Genomic DNA, 18701 nt, shown 5'->3' on the forward strand with positions numbered 1-18701 from the left:
TTTAATCATCAATCTTTACTTAACTATGTTTGAAAAAAGGGTTCAACTTTAGTAAAAAGTCAAACCCCTTTATTTTTAATTTACACACTTTTATGATAGTGTCTATTTCAAATAATTTTTAAGAATAAATCTTATATTTTTTGCAATATCGTCATGACGTTTTTTAAATAATTCATTTAATTTATTTAATGAATGTGAATCTTTATCGTCATATTTGAAGTTTACCCAATCTTGTGTAATATGATGATCATCAATATTAGAAACACTTAATCTATCACCATACTCTTTCAAAGTAAATCTTCCAATCTCAATATTTGCTTTTTCTGAAATTGGAGTAATATTCATTAATACATTTAATACATGCTTTTTATTTCTTATTTCTTTTGTGCCGTAACCAATCTTTGATGCAGTTGCAAGAGGTATCAAATGGTGATGATGAATTGTTTCATTTAAATCTATAATTGACTGCGAGCTAACAAAATCATGAATTTCATTATTAATTGATAATAGATAGCTCATAAGATTATTTTCAAGTGATTTATTAGGCTTGTTTGTACAAGTCGACAAATAATCACTAAATTCTACTTTGCTTAAAACTTCATTATCAAGTTGGTGTATTAAACTTTCTTTAACTTTTGGATCTTGATCTAATAACCAATTTATAATATCAATACAATCTTTATATGATTGTTCATTTTGATGACTATCATAACTACCAGAGAATAATTTTATCCAATAAAAAGAAATTAATTTTTTTATAAACTTTTCATCATGATTATCAATATAAATAAACGCTATTGCTATAGGTAATAATAGTAGTTTATTAGTTATGTTCTTAAATTTTCTTTGTCCACAATGAATATTCAAAAAATAACATATTTTTCTAACAATTTCAATTGCATAATTCAAATTATTTTTAATGAAATCATCATTAAGTTTTTCAAGAGAGTACTTTTGTTTAGAAAAATTTGTTGGCAATTCATTTATTGCATATTCTTTACCTGTTCTTGGATTTTTATCATTTTTAAAATAAATAATATTTAATACTTGAATAAAAAAATCAGCAAAATTATTTTGAATACCATTGTTATTAGTAAACACATCAAATCTTTCATTTAATTCAACCTCAGAAATTATAAATTCTTTATTAATAAAATTAAATTTATTAAATAAATTTTCACTAATTTTTTTTCTAAGATCAGTGCTTTTTGAAGTTGCGCAAATTAAATCTAAAGTAGTTAATGAAGTGCCTCCAGTGTTAATATGTGAATAAGTAACAATTGCTTTTTCAATATCTTCTAAATAAATTGGATTTAAATTGTAGTTTTTTATTCGATCTTTAATAAAATCTGAGAATTTTTCTGACCATTCATTAGAAATTTTTTCTATTTGTTCTAATATTATATCGTTTGAAGATTTCTTTTGTTTATCGGTTGACTTTTTATCATTAATAATTAAAATATGCTTTGAAAATTCCGATTCATTGAAAGTAAAATCACAAATTACTATTTTTAATTTTTCAAATTCTTTATTGTCATATAAAGCATTTAAATTATTTTTTTGAATTGATTTCAAAATTTTTAAAACATCATAATTGAAATCAATTATCCAAAATAAAGGTACGTATGAATGTTCAATGCAACCAGAAATTAAATCAGACCTATTTTTATTAATTGAATAAAACTCCTTTCCAGTTTTGTTTAATTTCTTTGAAGAAATAATTTTAATAATTTCTTCGGGTAAATATTTATCCGCAACTAATTTATCAAACTTTAAAGAATTATATCCAAAAAGATCATTATTAATTAATTTTAAATCTAAAAACCACCTGTATTTAAGCTGCTCAAATATAGAATCTAGCTTTATTTCTCTTTGAGCTAAGTTTAAATTTTCATAAATATTATTAAATGCATAAAAAAGTGTACTATATCTTTGTTGACCATCTAATAAATAACTATAATTTTTTGAACTTGGAGTTATATATGGTTGTTTTAAATTATTTCCAATTTCTTTACATAAAAAATTTATACTACCTGGATCTTTATAATTTACAAGTAATGAACTTGTACATGGTATATTTGAGATTACACTTGCAATTAAGCTTTTTTGAGCTAATACATCCCAAACAAATTCACGTTGGAAACTGGGAAGAATTATTTCATTTTTTTTTATTAAATCAAATATTTCGCTAAGATTATTATTCATGGACTAAAAATTATATAAAACAACTTGCACAACCTTCCCCTTCCGATTCTAATATTTCATCTTGCCAAGAGGTAGCTGTTTTTGCTTTTAACTTGTTTCTGTTCATGCGAATATAATGTTCTTTTTTTATTGCAGAAACTCTTTCTGGTTTTTTTAGTACTTCCAATGATTCTTCCATCCAGCTATAACCTTCTTTTTCATAAACCATTGCAGCTTCATATAAGTCGGGATGCTGCTCTAATAGCCACACCCACTCTATTTTCTGTTGGTAAAAACAAAAGAAACATCCCGAGCGGCTTCTTGAGTAAGTTCCGTGTTTTACTTCTCCATCAATTTCAACTTCATATTCTATTGGTTTGTAATAGGCTGGAATACCAACTCCAGAATCATCTAATATTTTAAAAATAGCATCTATACCTAATACTTCATCATTATCAATTAATGAGAAACTATCCAGTTTACCAACAGGATAATCAGTTGTTTTAAGCCATTGAAAAACTACTTTATTAAATAATTTAACATTAGTATCAAGTAATGCATTTAATTTCTGCTTTTGCGTATAAGTGGTAGAAATTGGTTGATTCACATATTGTAAAATCAATTCAATATTACCCGAATTGGTATGTTTTTCATATTCTGATTTCACAAAATCAATATTGGTATTGGATAAGAATTTTTTAATTACATCTTCACTCCAAATATTTTTTCTAAATGGAAAAATGGATTGAATATTTTCTTTTTTAGAAATATAACCTTCTCTATTTTCATCACCTCTAATTCCAACATAGGAAATGGTGGGATTATCACCAATCTCTTTTTCAAAGGGTTCCAACTTCATTTTACCCGTACACCATCTTGAGGTAGCAGAAGGTAAATATCCTCCGTACATGGCTAAGAAGTGATCAAACGGATTTCCTTCTGGAGAATTTACCTCATCTATTGATTTATATAAACGAATATTTTTACCTAATACTGAGTTCAATTTATTGATTAGGTCATAGGTTTCCGTTAATTCTTTTCCAGTGTCGCAAGTATAATACTCTACATTAATATCTGGATGCTTTTGACTCATATATATTGCTAAAGCAGCACTATCTTTACCACCCGAAATTCCTAAAACATGTTTAATTTCGCTCATAATTTTTATTTTTTAAATTCAGATGCAAGCAATTCATATAGAATTTGTTTTCTTAAATCATCATCTAAATTGGCAATATTATTACTTATTTCTTGTTTACTCTTCAAATAGGCTTTACTAATTTTTGAATTTACGAGAATGTTTTTTTGTTTATAATTACCCGTTTCATCTATAAAATCAAATAATACTAATTTTTGAGATTTTTTATTGTTTTCATCATGAATAATAGAAGCTAATTTCAATCCTTTAATAGATTCTTTAATATTCTTAATTAATTGAAATTCTTCTTCATCTTGAATGCTTTCAATAGATCTGCCTAATACTGCATCTGCAATAGATTTTATCCATGAATTTCTATCCTCTAACAATGAAGTTATTCTTCTGAAGAATACATTTTGATTAGAACTCAATAAATCAGGCTTGACATTTTTTAAACTTTCAACAATATGGGTTTTATATTCAATAAAATCATTTTTATCACAATCAAATGATTGCAAAATTATTTTTTCAATTCTATAAATTAATTCATTAAAACAACCTTTTAACTCGTCAATTGAATTATCAATTTCGATAAAAAAATTATCTACTATACTACTATCATCGTTAAAAGTAAGCATATGAAAACCTAAAGCATTTGGAAATTGTACCAATAAAGCATCTTCAGGATCTTTTGCGTTTTTAATTGCATCTCTAAGTCTTATAGTATTAAGAGATAGGTTATTTGTATTGACAGCATAAGCATTCAATGCTCTGTAAAATTTTAAATAGTTTCCAAAAATAGCTAATAGCAAACTATTTCTTCCTTCAAATTCAGTATTAGTTATTTTTTTATATTTTTCAATTAAACTGATATTAATATTTTTATCATTAAATGATTTAATAGAATAATTTCGAGGTGCTTTATGAATTAAGTCTAATATATCATCTGATAGATAGGGAACAAAACCACTCACTTCATGAAATAATGCATAATCTTCTTTTTTTATAATTAAAAAAAGAGGTATCCAAAACTCAATAAAACCACTTTTTAATTTAAATGGTTTAGACTTTAAAATGTCGTATAATTCACCTAAATTTCTTCTAGAATTACTTGCCTCAATGATGAATTTGTTACATTCATCCCAAAGGTATTTGAATGAAGTAGCAGTTGGTATATTATAAGTATAAAATTCGTTTGAATTATTATGTATCCCAGTATTTTTTATAAGACTTAAATAAATAGATTTCTCTGGGGGAAATTTAGAATCTTCAAATCCTAAATTTGGCTTATCCATAAACTCTAAAACTTTTCTCATCAGTAATCTTCGTGCCAAATTAATTTGAGGACTCAAAAATTCTCTATTGAACAATTCATTTTTAATTTTTGGAGCTTTATAGAATTCTTTATCACAAATATCAGACAAAATGCCATTTAAGTCTTTTTTAGATTTCACATTTACTTTCTTACCTGAACGATACCATAAATTTGAATTTGAATTTGTATATAAATTTTGCAAGACTAACCTGTTTAATCTATTTGTATGATGTTGCAATTCTTCATTTAATAGTTTACATGCATTTATGTCTGAACTAAACTTTTTTAGTAAAATTTTATACTTGTTAACGGTAAAAATCTCATTATAGATCTCATCCGAATTTTTATAAACAACATATAAGTCACTTTTATTATTTTCGGAAATTAATTCAATATCTTTAATCTTAATTTTTGAATTAAAAATCAAGTTAATATAACCATCAACAGATCCTTCAGCTCGTTTAATATCATTAATTTCATTTAATATTTTATATTCAAAGTATCTCGGAGTACCTGTTTCGTAAGAATGTTTCTTTGCATTTTCAACTGGAAAGGATATCAATTTTATCAATTCATCTGCAATTGAGAAATTAACCTCAATTTCTTTAGAAACATTAGTCAACTCCTGCTCAATATCTATATCGGTTCCTTCTAAAAAGTTTAATTTATTACTGTGTTTATAAAATCTTATAATGCCAGATTTTTCTAATTTTTCAATTGCTTTGTTTAATAAAATAATATCAAATTTTGTAGTAAGATTTAGGTAATTTACTGCAAATTCTTTATCGAATTTACCACCGGTTTTACAAAAAATATTAACCAGACAAACTGTTTTTATTATTTCTGAAGCTAAATAATAATCTTCAGAAAAATTTAATTCGGCTCTTTCAAGAGCTCTCATTGATGATAACCATTGAGGTCGGTGTGGATTATTATAATTTTGAATATCACTCGATAGAGTTTGAATTAAATAATCGTAAACAGCATTAACATTAAAAAAACTTAAATCTTCCGAATTATCATAGGATTTTGAAAAATCATTTAGAAATGTAAATAAAGACCTTTCATTTTGGCCATATCGCTGTAATGATTGAACCAATATATTAGCTGATAGCCAGTCTAATGGATAAAGTTTGTTAAACAACGAAGAGGCATTTGATCGACTATAATTAACTAAATTAGATTGGATAATCTCATTGTTTAATTTTTCAAATTCGATTATTTTTGATTTAGGAATATCAATATTTTCTAATTGCTTACTCGCAAAAAACAATAACTGCTCAACAGGTTCATTAAATAATAATTCTACAAATCTTCCTTTAATTTTTTCCCATTCCTGTTTTTCAATTATTTCAAGAGATGAAGAATACGAAATAAAGTTTTGATGCAATGTAATAACAAAATAAGTCTGCTTTTCTGCATCATTTACCCATTCTGAAACTAGTTGTAATAAATATAAGTCGTTACTTCCTTTATTTTTATTGATATATTCAAGAAACTTTCCAAATTCATCTATTAAAATAACAAATCCATTTTTCTTTTTTTCCGCAGCTTGCCTTCTTTCTTCTAGCTCATCAATAATATCTCTTGAACTTGAATCTGTATCTAGCCCAAGAGATTTTTGAAAAGCAAAAGTTAAACTCGTTGAATCACCAAGTATTTTAAGAAATTGATAGGATTTACACTTGTCGTTTGTAACAGAACTAAAATAAATTTTCTTTTTAAGTAAATTTTTTTCTAAAGCCCAAAGAAAAGAGGACTTACCTGTACCATAATTACCAATTATTGTAAATGATTTTGTAGAACTTTTTTCACTTCCAAAAATTCGTTCAAATATTTTTGTAGCATTTGGCGTGACAATATAATTTAAATCCTTAGATGCATCACGAATAATGTTAGTTGATATATTATAATCCACGGCGGTAATATTTTTGTAAAAGGTTTATTTTAAATTCTTCGCTATCTGCTTTTATTTGTATTTGTCTAATACCAGCATCGTCATTAAATATAAATTCTGAATATTCACGGCATAAATTCTCTATAATTATTTCTAAACCTTCATTTGAAATTACAAAATATGATCCAAGAGTTTTTCTAATATCTTTAAACTGGATAGCAGAATTATTCTCATATAAATCAAATAAACAGTAGCCGAAAATTTCTAATGGAAAGTCAGAACGATTTTCCTTATTTAATTTATAAGTGATTACTCCATTTTCTCTACTAATTGAAGAAATAAGATTTAATTCAATTAAAGGGGAATTAAAGTCATCCTCTATAGATTTTAGAGTCCTAACTCCTGAAAAATAACTTTGAATAAAAACTTTAAAATCGGAACTTAAGGTATTTTCACTAGTCTCTCTAGAAGAAGATTCAGCTATTTTTACTTTAATGAAATTAATTATCTGTCTTTCGTCAAATTCATTACTTATTCTTTCATTAGTAAAGTCAGAAAAAATTAGTTTATAAATACTTGCAATGTCTACAGTACAAACCAAATACTGCAATAACCACAAAGTACCCTCATCCTCTAAATATCTATCAAAACCTCCATTAGCTGAAAATATTATTTTTGCTATATCGGTAAGTTTTCTTTCTTCATTAATTAAGCCAAAAGCTCTAAGCCAATACTGAATTGACTGAACCATATTTTTACCAACTCCAAGATTTAAAATAGCTTCTTCAAGATTTTGAAATCCACTATATCTTTGACTATCAATAAACTCAACACCTTTCAATAACCACTGTTGTCTACAATGAAACGTATCGTGTCCGGAAAATTTTAAATTACTCATTATTTATATTTGATGATGCAAATTATAAAAATGGATGAAGTTCTCCAATTAAATAGAAACATATTTTTAAGTATTTTATCAACAAACAAAAAAATATTTTAAAATAATGAATATCAATTATTTAAATACTTAAAATCTAAAAGTATAGATTATGTTTAATATAATTTATATTTTTAGATTTTAAAATTTAACCTATGAATCATTCTAGTTTCACCATAAACAAATCCAAGCTATTAAAAGAATTAAACCTTATTGCAAAAGTTATTGGAAGAAAATCTAAACAAACTAAAAATATAGTCGCTGAATTGACAATAACGGATAATTTATTGACGATTGTTTTGCCCGGTATAAAAGAAACCATTGAATGCTTCACTTTTAGTTCTGCAAAGGCAACACTACGTTTTTATTATTTTAAAGATTTAATTGAAACCTCAAATAACCCTGAAATAGAGTGTACTATTTTTGATAACGAATTAAGAATAGGTACCACAGCCATTGCTGTGAAAACCACTTTTTTTTGAAAATGATCGCATATTAAGAAGTATACAATTGCCTGTAAACTATACTCATTATCATTTACTACAATTAGAACGTAAAGGATTTACTATTGAAGAATTACGATTTAATAATCTAGAATTTGAGGTGTATGCAGCAAAAAGGGAATTGAACAAAAATATTCAGTATGTAAGCGATATACTTGGCTTGTATGGGGTTACTTCGAGTGAAATTAGGGAATTGATAGATGAAAAATTAAAATTATAAAAAAATTAACTTACTCAATACCATAGTGAGCTAACATATTTTGGCAAGGAGTACCATTTAGAAAAGATAGAATATAGTGCAGGTTTCCGTTTCTTTAATAACATTAATAAGTATAGATTTGTACCATTCCATTTTTTAAATAATAACAAAAAAATTATTAAATTTGTTATATCAAGTTGTGAAAAGACATAAACCAATTTAAATAAAAAACATGTTGGGTCTCTACATAAACTAATTTTGATTAATAGTAATTATATAAATAGAAATAAAATGGCTAAATATTACGGAAAAATTAGATTAAAATCGGGAGGTCATCCTATAAATGTTAGTGTTGAAGCCTCTACTAATTCTGCTGCAACTAAAGCTATCGAGGCACAATATGCAGGGCAAATTCAGTCTTGGGCTAAACAAATGTCAACAACACCAAATTAATGATTGTTTGTTTTAATGCTAAAAAAGAAAGGATTTTAACTCCTTTCTTTTTTAGCATCTTTTTAATATTACTTTTTTAAAAGTTTGTATTCTTCAAGAGCAGTTACATCTGGTTCAATCACACAAATTATACTATTAGGTATGTAATCTTCACCCTCTTTTACATAGATATTGGTCAACGTTCCTTTAAACATCGTAAAATCATCCATTTCTGAAATTGATAAAATATCACACATGCATAATTCACTACTCTCTTCTGTATACATTTGACTAATTTCATAATTAAACAGACTATCTAAAAAAGTTATTTGCTGTCCTTCGCTTTTTAACCAATTCGTAATTTTCAACCCATTGTCTGTAAGTTTAACTTCTATTGCATTTTCTGATATATAACTACCTTTATTAGAATTATTTACACTTGTTGAAGCTAAGCTACCATTGTCAACTTCAAATAGTTTAGATACATTATCAATCAATACTTTGCGAGATTTAGATTCACTCTCAGGTTCAACAATACCAGCTGACTCTAGTTGATTCATCAATATTTTTGCTCGGTCATAACCAATTTTCAATTTTCTCTGTAATAGTGAAGCTGATGCATACTTTGCATCAATAATAATTTCTGAAGCTTGATTGAATAAAATATCTCTATTAATTTGAATATTTGAGTAATCTAATAAATTTAAATTTTCATCTTTTTTTATACATCTCACAGCAAAACCGGATTCATTGTTAAGAGAAAATTCTTTCCATGAATAATTTTTAATTAACATAAACTTGTCATCAATATAGGGAGCTCTAAAAGGATACAAATTATGAGCACAAATAAATTTATTTTTATTATTATAAATCCACAACACACTAGCAATATCAACATCATGAAAAGAGCCATTATTTTCTCTGATATCAAAATATCCACTAGGTTTTAAATTAAAACCACTTTTATTAGTGCCATTTTCTCCAGGATTTATATTAATTTTATAATGATAATGTAAAAGACCGATTTTTTTAATAATATCAACTTCTTCATTGCTATCTCCTTCAATAAGAACTTCTTCATTAAAATACCAATCTTCTCGGCTTTTTAAAGATCTATAGTCGGTATTTTGTAATAAATAGTTAAAGTCTTCAACAGTTGGAACCTGCCATCCTGAAGGCGCAAGTCCTCTTGGGTCATGAACTGCATAAAAATTATATAGTAATCCTTTTTTTTCAGCATGTATTGGGTCATCTTCATAATAGCACCAAGCTGGTGTTTTTGACTTAATAGCCTCAATCCAATCGAGAGAGTCAGATGCTTCCTGAATAACATCTCCATTTCTAAATGTCTTACTATTTAGATTTTCAGTCATCCATTCTTGGTTTCCAATTTTTACAGACTTATAATCTTCAATTTTTTCTACTGATTGACTTTGATAATTTCTATCTTCTATGCTAGAATTAGTTTCAAAACTAGTTTTATTTTCAGTTTGGTCAATAATTTCATTAAGTAGTTTAGTGTATTGAATACTATCTAAAACTCCAGAGTCAAAAAGAGATTTTAATTCTTTAATCTGTTCTATTTTATTCATAAAATTTAATTATAAATTTAAAATAACTATTTATTTTTTAAATAAACAAATTTTGGATTGTGTTTTGCTTAATATGTTATAGCTCCCGTTTAAGTTTCAAAAGTTAGCGTTTGAATGGTATTAGCAAGCCTACTTTTTACTTTATCACCGCAAAAATGCGGTAATTAATTAATTTTATCACCGCATACAATTTATTTACACTACAAAAACTAAATATTTAAGAGTGAAAAAAAGGATTTAAATCCTTTGGAGAAAAAAATAATACTCATGTTTTTTGTCAGTATGATTGATTTTAGATAGAAAATTATATTCATTGCAAAATAATAATCATCAAAAAACTGACTTTTTTGAAAATTACAACTAACAAGTTAAGAATATTTGTTTTTTTTGGCATCGTCGTACCACTGCTTAATTTCTTGGCGTCTTCCGTCATTTTCGAAAGTTTCCATTACTATTTTTTTTAACGTGTAGTGGAGTTTTCTCTCGATGAGTTCAGGAGATTCAGCAATTGGAATGAAAAAGATTTGTTCTTTTTCGTAGGTATCAAAATTGAGTTTGAGTTTAACAGCTCGAGTATATCTTGCGACAACTTGAATATTTATATCCATGTATAAAATTGTTCCTTCTTGTACGCAATAATTTCTTCCATCCTTTCCGGGTATAGGGAGTTGTATTTTTATTTGTGACTGTATTATATTTTCAAGGATGAAATCTATATATTTTTGTCTGATTTCCATTATTGTGATTTATAGTTTACTTAATGTTTCGTACAATTGTTTCATCCCATCTGTTGCTTTTGCGGATAGGTAGTAGATGGAACGTTCTTCATCAATATCCATTTCGTGGGCTAATGGGTCGATGACTACCATTTGGCTAGCGAAAGGCACATAGTGTGGTAAGGCATTGGCAGGGCTAACCATTAGAGAAGTTCCAACCACTACAAATACGGAGCAACTTACTACTTCCTTAAGAGCAGCATTATGAATGGTTTCGTCTAAGCCTTCACCGAAGAACACAATGTGCGGTCGGAGTTGCGCATTTTCTTCGCAAAGGTCGCCCAGGAGTACGTCTCCTTCCCTATCGTAAAGTAATTTAGGATTGGCTGTTGAGCGCGATTTCATTAGTTCGCCGTGCAAATGAATTACTTTGGTTGAGCCTGCACGTTCGTGGAGGTTGTCTACATTTTGAGTAATGACCACTACCTCGTAAAACTCTTCTAATTTGGCTATGAGTTCGTGTGCCAGATTGGGTTTGGCTTCATGGCATTGTTTGCGTCTTTGGTTGTAGAAATCTAACACCAAGGCTGGATTCTTTTTCCAAGCCTCTGGGGTGCAAACGTCTTCAATTTTGTAATTTGCCCACAGACCGTCATGAGAATCTCTGAAGGTTTGCAGACCACTTTCGGCTGATATTCCGGCCCCGGTAAGGAAAACTATTTTAGGTTTTTGCATTTGTCTTAATCCAATTTATATTTTATAAAAAACAAGCTAAATTAATCAATTAGTGATTGCTAATTGTCATTATTTTTTCCTTTTTCAACCCTATACATATTGAGAATACTAGCTTCAATTACACTTATCTCAAAAGGTTTTTCAATCACTTGAAATTGATACTGCTGAGCAAAAAGATACGGATTGAATGGTGAGTCGGTTGAGATCAATTTAATTGATTTATTTGTTTTAAAAAAAGACTCTAAATCATTCATTATATAACAATCCTCTGTATTTAGTTCTAAACAACTATACATTAATTTTACTCTTTGGTAGAAATCGTCATACAAATAAATTATTTTTTGATTATCGTCTTTAAGCAAAATAAATTGTGTTTTAAAATCTGCAAACATAAATCCATTAGGCCAATCCTGAGGATAGGAATAAAAATAATACCCTTTACTAGAGTCGTTATTTATTGTTACCTGTTCGAGTAAATCTAAACGTAACATTCTATGTTTTTCAATGGTATTTACCATTTTCAATCTTTATTATTATTAGGACTACAAATTAGATTTTGTGTATTTTTATTTCTTTTTTTTCAGAATACTCGCAAAAATTATAATAGACAACTTGACTATCATCGACATAATGTTGGAAAGTAATACAATCTAAAATCCCTTGTTTACCATTAAGTGTAAAATAGTGGTTTGTTTTTCTATCAATGTAGTCAAAATGAAAAAGCCTAAATAAATTATAAAATCCGAATACATCTAAGTTTGTAAATGGATTGTTCTCTGTCATACCAACCCCTCTTAGGATTTGATTGCAGCCGTCTGTCAAAATTTGCAATTCTTCATCATCAAAATCTGACGGAGGTTGTTGAAATGCATCGTGTTTTCTGTAAATCTCAGGGCCTTTTTTTAGATACATCCAAGCCTTAGAAAAAATATATGGAAATCGATTGTCCTCCATTATTTGTTTCTCTTCTTCAGTAAAATTATCTATTACTTCATCTAAAAGTTCTAATTGTTTTTTCATAATCTGTTTTTTTATAGTTAAAATGGTAAATCTGGGTCACCTTCTTGTTGACTTAATGGACTATTCATGTTGTCAAAATCTATTTCATCTGATTGATGCATTTCAAATTGGTTTTTATAACTGGCTTTTAATCTTTCTGAAAGATACGAATAAGAGCTCTTTGGGTCTGTTTTAAAAGCAAAGCTACCAACTTCATCGTCATCTGAATAAAATTGACTTAAATAGTAAAATGACTCAGGATTTAATTGGATTGCCTGTTTTATAAATTGTTTGTTGCAATATAATTCATCAGGTATGAAAGTAACATTGTCTCCATTTAAAGTAATTTTTTTCAACCAATAGTTTACATCATGATTTTCTGTTGTATTTGACTCTGTTGTATTTGACTCTGTTGTATTTGACTCTGTTGTATTTGACTCTGTTGTATTTGACTCTGTTGTATTTGACTCTGTTGTATTTGACTCTGTTGTATTTGACTCTGTTGTATTTGACTCTGTTGTATTTGACTCTGTTGTATGATTGAATGCTTCTTGATTGATTATCTGTCCATTGGTGTTAATTGTAGCATAGGTTCCATAATTTGATAGGGCATTTTCTTTGTGTGTCTCTAATCTAAAATCATGATATTGCTCTTTAAATTCGGATGTTGAAAGGTATTTTTTTCTTAGGATAGCGAGAGGTGTGAATTTTTTATTAATAAAGTTGGAACACATTAATTCACTCTCTTTACACTCTTTTTCTATCCAAACACCTTTGGCATTTTTATAATTTGAATTGAGAATTAAGACTTCTGCTTGACCCTTTTTGAATGAAGAAGCATAACCAAATTGAAAATCAATTGCGATTTCACCTTTACTATTGATGTAACCCCATTTTCCGTTTAACACTACTGCTGCTAAACCTTCGCTAAACTCTTTACCATTATCAAAACAAAAAGGCGATGCAGGCTCTAGCTTTTCGTTGTAATATCCTTTTTCTACAAACAATCTATTTTCTGAAAATTTAAATTCACCGTATATTTTATTTTTTTCTAATTCTGTTATGAGAACAAGCTTTGAAGAAGATGCCATATAATGGTATAGCTTTTGGCTTAAATCATGGTCTTGGATGAATATAATATTGTTATCAAATGATGAAATATCTCTAGCACCACTGAATAATATTTGACCATTAGCATCTATTAAATCATACTGTTGGTCTTCTCCATATTTGGAAAGGCATACTAAATTTTCGTTTTGAAGATGGTTATCATAGGTGTAAATTATTGGTAGCAAAAATTCTTTCTGTTCCTTTTGGATGTTATAAAATTTTAAATCATCATCAAAAAGATTCTTGTTTATAAATAATACTTCTTTTTCTGTAAGCTCTTCTATACTTTTTTTAAATTCTTCCAGAAATCCACGTATTTCATTATAATATCCTTTTTGAGCGTCAATACAATTTTTATAAAATATTTTACAATATTTTATATTATGTTCAAGCTCTATTAATTTTGATTTTTGCATTATCTAAATGATGTATTTTAAAAAGGAAGTTCTAAATCGAGATTTAAATTGTTTTCTATATTTCGCTGTGGGAAGTTATAATTATTAATTCTCTCCATTAATTCTTTTCCTAAAATAGACGTCCAACTATTTGATAACTTCTCCTTGTGGTCACAATAAATAGTATAGTTATTTGTATTAATTAACTCAAAATCATTTTGTTTCATTAAGTAATCTAAACTTTCAATGTAAGTTTCTATTTTGTTGGTTTTTAATTCTGAGTGTTGCTTTAAAAAATCATTGAGAATCTTTACAAAATCTTTTATTTTATTACTATCCACATAAAAATAAGAATAAACAGAAACTTTAGGATTGAATTCAGAATAAATACCTACTTTACATAGTGTTTTATTCTTATTGTTTTCTATACCTGAAGTCTTTTTTAATGATTCTTTTATGAGTTGGATATTGTCTTCTTCATCAACTTCATAATCAATAATAAAACATTCCTGGTTTAGTGACTCATATCCAATATTGTATAGTTTTTCTTTACACGATTCTACCCATTCGAAAGTTGCTATCGAATTTAAACTATTACTATCTAGTAGCGATTTAATATTGTCTTGCAATATATTATTTACTTGGTTGCAAAAAAAATCAAGGTTTATTGCCGCGTTATTGTATAAAAACATTTGATAATTTTCATCATCATTGCCATAGTTAATTTTGTAGAAGCTCATAAGAATTTTGGTTAAGTGTTTTTAATAATCTAATAGCAGCATTCAATACGAGCCAATCGTCTTGGTAGCCAAAGAAAGGAATCGCATCAAAAATCAGTTCTTCTTCATCAAATAGATACGTTAGTGCCCATATTGCTATATCATTTTTTTGATTTACTGCTAATGGCACTAAATAATCCATCTGATTTTTGATACATTTTTTAATTTCGTCTGAAGTATTATCCACTTTAAAATTATTCGAAAATTCTATTAATTCATCAATAGTCATTTTATAGCCTACTGTTATTTTCATCAGTTCTATAAACTTATCATAAGCGTTAGAGTATGAATTTTCGTTTAGAATATGTATAGCCTGATTGTTAGCCTCACCTTGTATGTGTGCGCAAAAATTAAGAATTATTTTTTTATCAATAAGACTTGATTTACAGTGATGAAAGGGTTCTATTAATAGTCCATTTATGTAGTCTGATACATCTGTACTGATAGCCATTTTTAGAATTGATATACTGTTTTCATGAGAAGGTTTTTTATCCACATTACCTAGTAAATAAGCAATTGTGTCTAGGATATTTTCTTTTTGGTCCTCATTTTGTAATGCTACTACTAGCAACAAAATAATATGTCCGTACACATAGGCTTCACTGGTTCCTTTGTCTAGAATTTCATATAATTCGTTTTTTTTAGAAAATGATTGTATTAAATCTATAGATTCAGAAGTTATAATACAGAATTCTACTACTTTTTTAAATTGATTAGTGATTTCTTCTAAATCTGAATTCAACAAATTATCGGGGTTATTTCCTAGTAACTTTTCTCCTAATACGGCTATGCCTTCATTTCTAAATCGTTCAATTACATGAACAACAGTCCAATTAAAAGGGGTATTGTTTGATTGCTTATTTAATTTAAAAACAGAATCAGTAGTATAGTTTTTTTTAATTTTTCTGTTTGAGTCTTCCACAACATCTGTTTTACTGATAGATTGATAATCAGATGCATGAATTATTTCATGTAGAATTGTATCTTCATATTCATAAAAATCATCACTTGCATGGATTTTTTTTCAATTAATTGTTTTATGGTTTCCTCGTAAATTCTGAAATAAAAATTATTAGGACTACTATGCTCAGCATCAAATAAACCTAAAACATGATCACCATGGCTTGATGTGAGTTCTAGGTTTACATGAAAAAAAACTTCCTCTGAAGGAAATAATGCAACTACTTTTTGGAATTGGGTTTTAAATGATTTTTTTATTTCAGCTATGATTAGGTTAAAATCTAATTTTGGTGTGGTATTTCTATACTCAAATTCAAAATTCATTCTCACACCTGAATTGTCTATAATTTTAATTTCCATCTGTTTTAGATTATAAGATTCAAGTAACTTTTGAGCTAAACAATTTTAAGAAAATATAAAACAAAAAAAGTAACTATCCCTAAAATAGAAATTATTAATAATGCTACTTTTTGCTGATGTTTTCTCTTCTTTACTTGAATTATATTTTGATACGTTTTTTCCTCAAACAAGACTGAATTACAATAACGACAACAAGTTTCATTTTTCTTATCGGGAATAGCAAATGTATCGAAATAATCAAACACTATTCCTGTTTTTTCATAGTTTGCTGGACAATTTTTATTAACTCCACAAACAAAATTTAATTTAGATATATCTTCCATTAAATTATTTTATTTATTTTTTAATTATATTTTATATTAACTCAAAAGACTGCTTTTAAAGCTTACTTTTTTTTTAAATAGATTGTTTTATTACTCAACAATTTTACTTGATTTTTATTTATTAAAATAAAATGATTGATTTCTTTCCAGTACCAAGATCTATTCTCTCTTGAATTTATACCAGAGGCGTATACAGTGACATAGAAATTGTTATTTTTATGCGTTAGTTCCATTTTCTCAAACGTGTTTTGAATAGTTGCTGTGTAGGGTGTCGTTGAACAATCTTCTAGTCTTTTTAAAGCCTTGTAATCCTCTTTGAACCATTTTTTAAGAAAACCTAAATGAGTATCTGAACACTGATAACCTAATTTTAAAGCCGATAATAGTTTACACTTTAAATTACTTCTATCTGAATTACATTCACCATCCCAATCACACTCACTACCAATAAATGTTGCTATATACCCAATAATTGCTCTTTCAGGTTCTGTAATTCTTTTACAATAAGATTTATTAATACAAATTTCTGAAAACGTAGTTTTATATTCTTTATTATATCGGTCTTCTCGCCATAAAAAAAGAAGTGGTTTATTTTTTGAAGTAGGTGTGTTTTTATTTTGATTTGGTTTAAATGTAATGTCTTTTTGAAAAAGGCATCTATGATATATTGTACCCCTATTTCCAACACAAGGTATTAAATTAAAAAAAAATGTAATATATAGAACACATTTCAACATAAATTGAATTTATAAACTTTTTCAAATTTAATTTTTAAATTTAATAGTACATCATTATATTCACTAAAATTTATTTTATAAAATACAAGGCTCTATGAAAACTAATATTAGAATTATTGCTTTAGCCCATCATCTGATTAATAATCCCAATGGCCTCACGATAAAACAACTTTTCTTCTTTCTTACAACTAGAGGTATTGTTACCAAAAGAAAATTATTTTATAAAGACATCGCAACAATGAAGTCAATGGGATTGTTGATTCGATTTGAAGGAAATAAAATTATTTTAACGAATAAAAATTTGCCTAATTTTTGGGAATAAAACCTAACTATAAATTATCCCGTCAATACTTTTGCTCACGAATTAGATTAAGAATATATAAGTCTTTATATGCTTGGATAATTTCTTTATTTACCAGATTTCAACTTTATTTTATTAATACAAAATTGAGGAAAAAATAGGTTATTTCTCCATGTTATTACTATCTTGAGATGCATAAATATGTTTAAAATCTCTTTTGTTTAAATGATAAAATCGTATCGATTCTATATTGTTTGATGGCAAAGTATTAATTAAGTTTACTATTTTTTCGTAATTTCCATTATTCCAAGCGACCAAACCTATTCGTTTGACATTACACTTAATACAGGTATCCATAATTTCTGAAAAATGCTTTTCCTTGATATTATGAACCTTTGGTTTACTCTCAAAAAAATCAACTACATTTTGCCTACCGTTTGTTCTACCAACCAACTGGTGGTTTGATTTTAAATTTAAACCTATAAAATCTAAGTTATCTTCCTCTTCCTATATACTTCAATGCACTATTTCAATTTTAATAGATGGATTTAAAGATTTTATTGTAGTGACTTTATGATCTTTTTTCATTAGAAAAACATTACCAAATGCTTTATCTGGCGAAAATTCTCGGTGAGAAGTAAAGAGTTTTGGGTTGATGTACTCATAATCTTTAGATGTGATTTTTTTTAGGATTTTATGCCCCCAATCCATTTTTGTAACCGCATTTAAATTTGAATCATAATACCTTAAATCACAAATTAATAGGTATTCCTCTTTTAAAATTGGACTTAAATACCCTATAAGAAAATCAGAAAATAAGGGATAGGAGCCTCCTCCTTCGTACAAGCCTTCATTGATTATGACTAAACAATCAATTTTAACTTGTTTTGATTTTAAATAATCTACAGCAAATAAAGCATCCATTCCTAAAAATGTAATTTTTGGATGATTTTCAGGATATGATTTTTTAAAATTAGCATTCCCATCTACAAAATAAAGATGGTCAAAAGGTAAGTTTTCATATTCTGGCTTATATCCTCCTGAGGCAAGATAGAGAAGATTTTTTTTGTTTTCCATGTAACTTGATTT

General features: G+C 27.3%; 21 protein-coding genes. 4 read left to right on the forward strand and 17 right to left on the reverse strand.

The window, feature by feature from the left end; translation table 11 throughout:
• Nucleotides 1-102: 102 nt before the first annotated feature.
• Genes CLV55_RS04280 through CLV55_RS04295 form a run of 4 tightly spaced genes read right to left on the reverse strand, consistent with a single transcriptional unit; the run spans nucleotide 103 to nucleotide 7432 of the window.
• Nucleotides 103-2205: a DUF262 domain-containing protein gene (locus tag CLV55_RS04280; RefSeq protein WP_112112516.1), complete on the reverse strand. Its 2103-nt coding sequence runs from the start codon at nucleotides 2203-2205 to the stop codon at nucleotides 103-105.
• A 10-nt stretch (nucleotides 2206-2215) separates the two neighbouring features.
• Nucleotides 2216-3343 carry a phosphoadenosine phosphosulfate reductase family protein gene (locus CLV55_RS04285; protein WP_112112517.1) on the reverse strand — a complete coding sequence of 376 codons (1128 nt, stop codon included), beginning with the start codon at nucleotides 3341-3343 and terminating at the stop codon, nucleotides 2216-2218.
• 5 nt (nucleotides 3344-3348) lie between these two features.
• Nucleotides 3349-6555 carry an ATP-binding protein gene (locus CLV55_RS04290; RefSeq protein WP_112112518.1) on the reverse strand — a complete coding sequence of 1069 codons (3207 nt, stop codon included), beginning with the start codon at nucleotides 6553-6555 and terminating at the stop codon, nucleotides 3349-3351.
• Nucleotides 6545-7432, reverse strand: a complete 888-nt coding sequence (locus CLV55_RS04295) for a DUF4007 family protein (protein ID WP_112112519.1) — start codon at nucleotides 7430-7432, stop codon at nucleotides 6545-6547. The genes CLV55_RS04290 and CLV55_RS04295 overlap by 11 nt, the downstream gene beginning before the upstream one ends.
• 194 nt (nucleotides 7433-7626) lie before the next feature.
• Between CLV55_RS04295 and CLV55_RS04300 the strand changes: the two genes are divergently transcribed.
• From CLV55_RS04300 to CLV55_RS12815, 3 genes are all read left to right on the forward strand, one after another.
• Nucleotides 7627-7953 carry a hypothetical protein gene (locus CLV55_RS04300; RefSeq protein ID WP_112112520.1) on the forward strand — a complete coding sequence of 109 codons (327 nt, stop codon included), beginning with the start codon at nucleotides 7627-7629 and terminating at the stop codon, nucleotides 7951-7953.
• A 28-nt stretch (nucleotides 7954-7981) separates the two neighbouring features.
• Entirely contained in the window at nucleotides 7982-8194 is a 213-nt protein-coding gene (locus tag CLV55_RS04305; RefSeq protein ID WP_112112521.1) for a hypothetical protein, read from the forward strand.
• Nucleotides 8195-8464: 270 nt separating this feature from the next.
• The gene (locus CLV55_RS12815; protein ID WP_158527015.1) at nucleotides 8465-8626 is read left to right on the forward strand and encodes a hypothetical protein; all 162 of its coding nucleotides are present in this window, start codon (nucleotides 8465-8467) and stop codon (nucleotides 8624-8626) included.
• A 68-nt stretch (nucleotides 8627-8694) separates the two neighbouring features.
• Here CLV55_RS12815 and CLV55_RS04310 read toward each other — a convergent pair whose 3' ends face one another.
• The 11 genes from CLV55_RS04310 to CLV55_RS04360 all read right to left on the reverse strand — a co-directional run bounded on the left by CLV55_RS04310 (nucleotide 8695) and on the right by CLV55_RS04360 (nucleotide 17311).
• A complete protein-coding gene (locus tag CLV55_RS04310) occupies nucleotides 8695-10197 on the reverse strand; it encodes an FISUMP domain-containing protein (RefSeq protein ID WP_112112522.1) in 1503 nt (500 codons plus the stop codon).
• Nucleotides 10198-10565: 368 nt separating this feature from the next.
• Nucleotides 10566-10934, reverse strand: a complete 369-nt coding sequence (locus tag CLV55_RS04315; protein WP_112112523.1) for a hypothetical protein — start codon at nucleotides 10932-10934, stop codon at nucleotides 10566-10568.
• A 9-nt stretch (nucleotides 10935-10943) separates the two neighbouring features.
• Nucleotides 10944-11648 carry an SIR2 family NAD-dependent protein deacylase gene (locus CLV55_RS04320; protein WP_112112524.1) on the reverse strand — a complete coding sequence of 235 codons (705 nt, stop codon included), beginning with the start codon at nucleotides 11646-11648 and terminating at the stop codon, nucleotides 10944-10946.
• Nucleotides 11649-11707: 59 nt separating this feature from the next.
• Nucleotides 11708-12166, reverse strand: coding sequence for a hypothetical protein (locus CLV55_RS04325; protein ID WP_112112525.1), 459 nt, complete (start codon nucleotides 12164-12166; stop codon nucleotides 11708-11710).
• 31 nt (nucleotides 12167-12197) lie between these two features.
• A complete protein-coding gene (locus tag CLV55_RS04330) occupies nucleotides 12198-12668 on the reverse strand; it encodes a hypothetical protein (protein ID WP_112112526.1) in 471 nt (156 codons plus the stop codon).
• 17 nt (nucleotides 12669-12685) lie between these two features.
• Nucleotides 12686-14173: a WG repeat-containing protein gene (locus CLV55_RS04335; protein ID WP_112112527.1), complete on the reverse strand. Its 1488-nt coding sequence runs from the start codon at nucleotides 14171-14173 to the stop codon at nucleotides 12686-12688.
• Nucleotides 14174-14190: 17 nt separating this feature from the next.
• The gene (locus tag CLV55_RS04340) at nucleotides 14191-14892 is read right to left on the reverse strand and encodes a hypothetical protein (protein ID WP_112112528.1); all 702 of its coding nucleotides are present in this window, start codon (nucleotides 14890-14892) and stop codon (nucleotides 14191-14193) included.
• Nucleotides 14873-15853 (reverse strand): YkvA family protein, encoded by a 981-nt coding sequence (locus tag CLV55_RS04345; protein ID WP_112112529.1) that lies wholly within the window; start codon nucleotides 15851-15853, stop codon nucleotides 14873-14875. The genes CLV55_RS04340 and CLV55_RS04345 overlap by 20 nt, the downstream gene beginning before the upstream one ends.
• 41 nt (nucleotides 15854-15894) lie before the next feature.
• A complete protein-coding gene (locus tag CLV55_RS04350; RefSeq protein ID WP_112112530.1) occupies nucleotides 15895-16251 on the reverse strand; it encodes a hypothetical protein in 357 nt (118 codons plus the stop codon).
• A 35-nt stretch (nucleotides 16252-16286) separates the two neighbouring features.
• Entirely contained in the window at nucleotides 16287-16574 is a 288-nt protein-coding gene (locus tag CLV55_RS04355; RefSeq protein ID WP_112112531.1) for a hypothetical protein, read from the reverse strand.
• A gap of 62 nt (nucleotides 16575-16636) precedes the next feature.
• Entirely contained in the window at nucleotides 16637-17311 is a 675-nt protein-coding gene (locus CLV55_RS04360; RefSeq protein ID WP_112112532.1) for a hypothetical protein, read from the reverse strand.
• Between the two features lie 94 nt (nucleotides 17312-17405).
• On the opposite strand from CLV55_RS04360, the gene CLV55_RS04365 reads away from it, so the two are divergent.
• Nucleotides 17406-17633, forward strand: coding sequence for a hypothetical protein (locus CLV55_RS04365; RefSeq protein ID WP_112112533.1), 228 nt, complete (start codon nucleotides 17406-17408; stop codon nucleotides 17631-17633).
• A gap of 141 nt (nucleotides 17634-17774) precedes the next feature.
• On the opposite strand, the gene CLV55_RS04370 is transcribed toward CLV55_RS04365, so the two are convergent.
• Both CLV55_RS04370 and CLV55_RS04375 read right to left on the reverse strand, forming a co-directional pair.
• A complete protein-coding gene (locus CLV55_RS04370) occupies nucleotides 17775-17969 on the reverse strand; it encodes a hypothetical protein (RefSeq protein WP_146739530.1) in 195 nt (64 codons plus the stop codon).
• 159 nt (nucleotides 17970-18128) lie between these two features.
• Complete coding sequence (locus tag CLV55_RS04375) at nucleotides 18129-18689, reverse strand: hypothetical protein (protein ID WP_112112535.1); 561 nt, start codon at nucleotides 18687-18689, stop codon at nucleotides 18129-18131.
• Nucleotides 18690-18701: the final 12 nt, after the last annotated feature.

This window comes from Flavobacterium aciduliphilum (genome assembly GCF_003268855.1).
In the GTDB taxonomy this organism is placed as follows: Bacteria; Bacteroidota; Bacteroidia; order Flavobacteriales; family Flavobacteriaceae; genus Flavobacterium; species Flavobacterium aciduliphilum.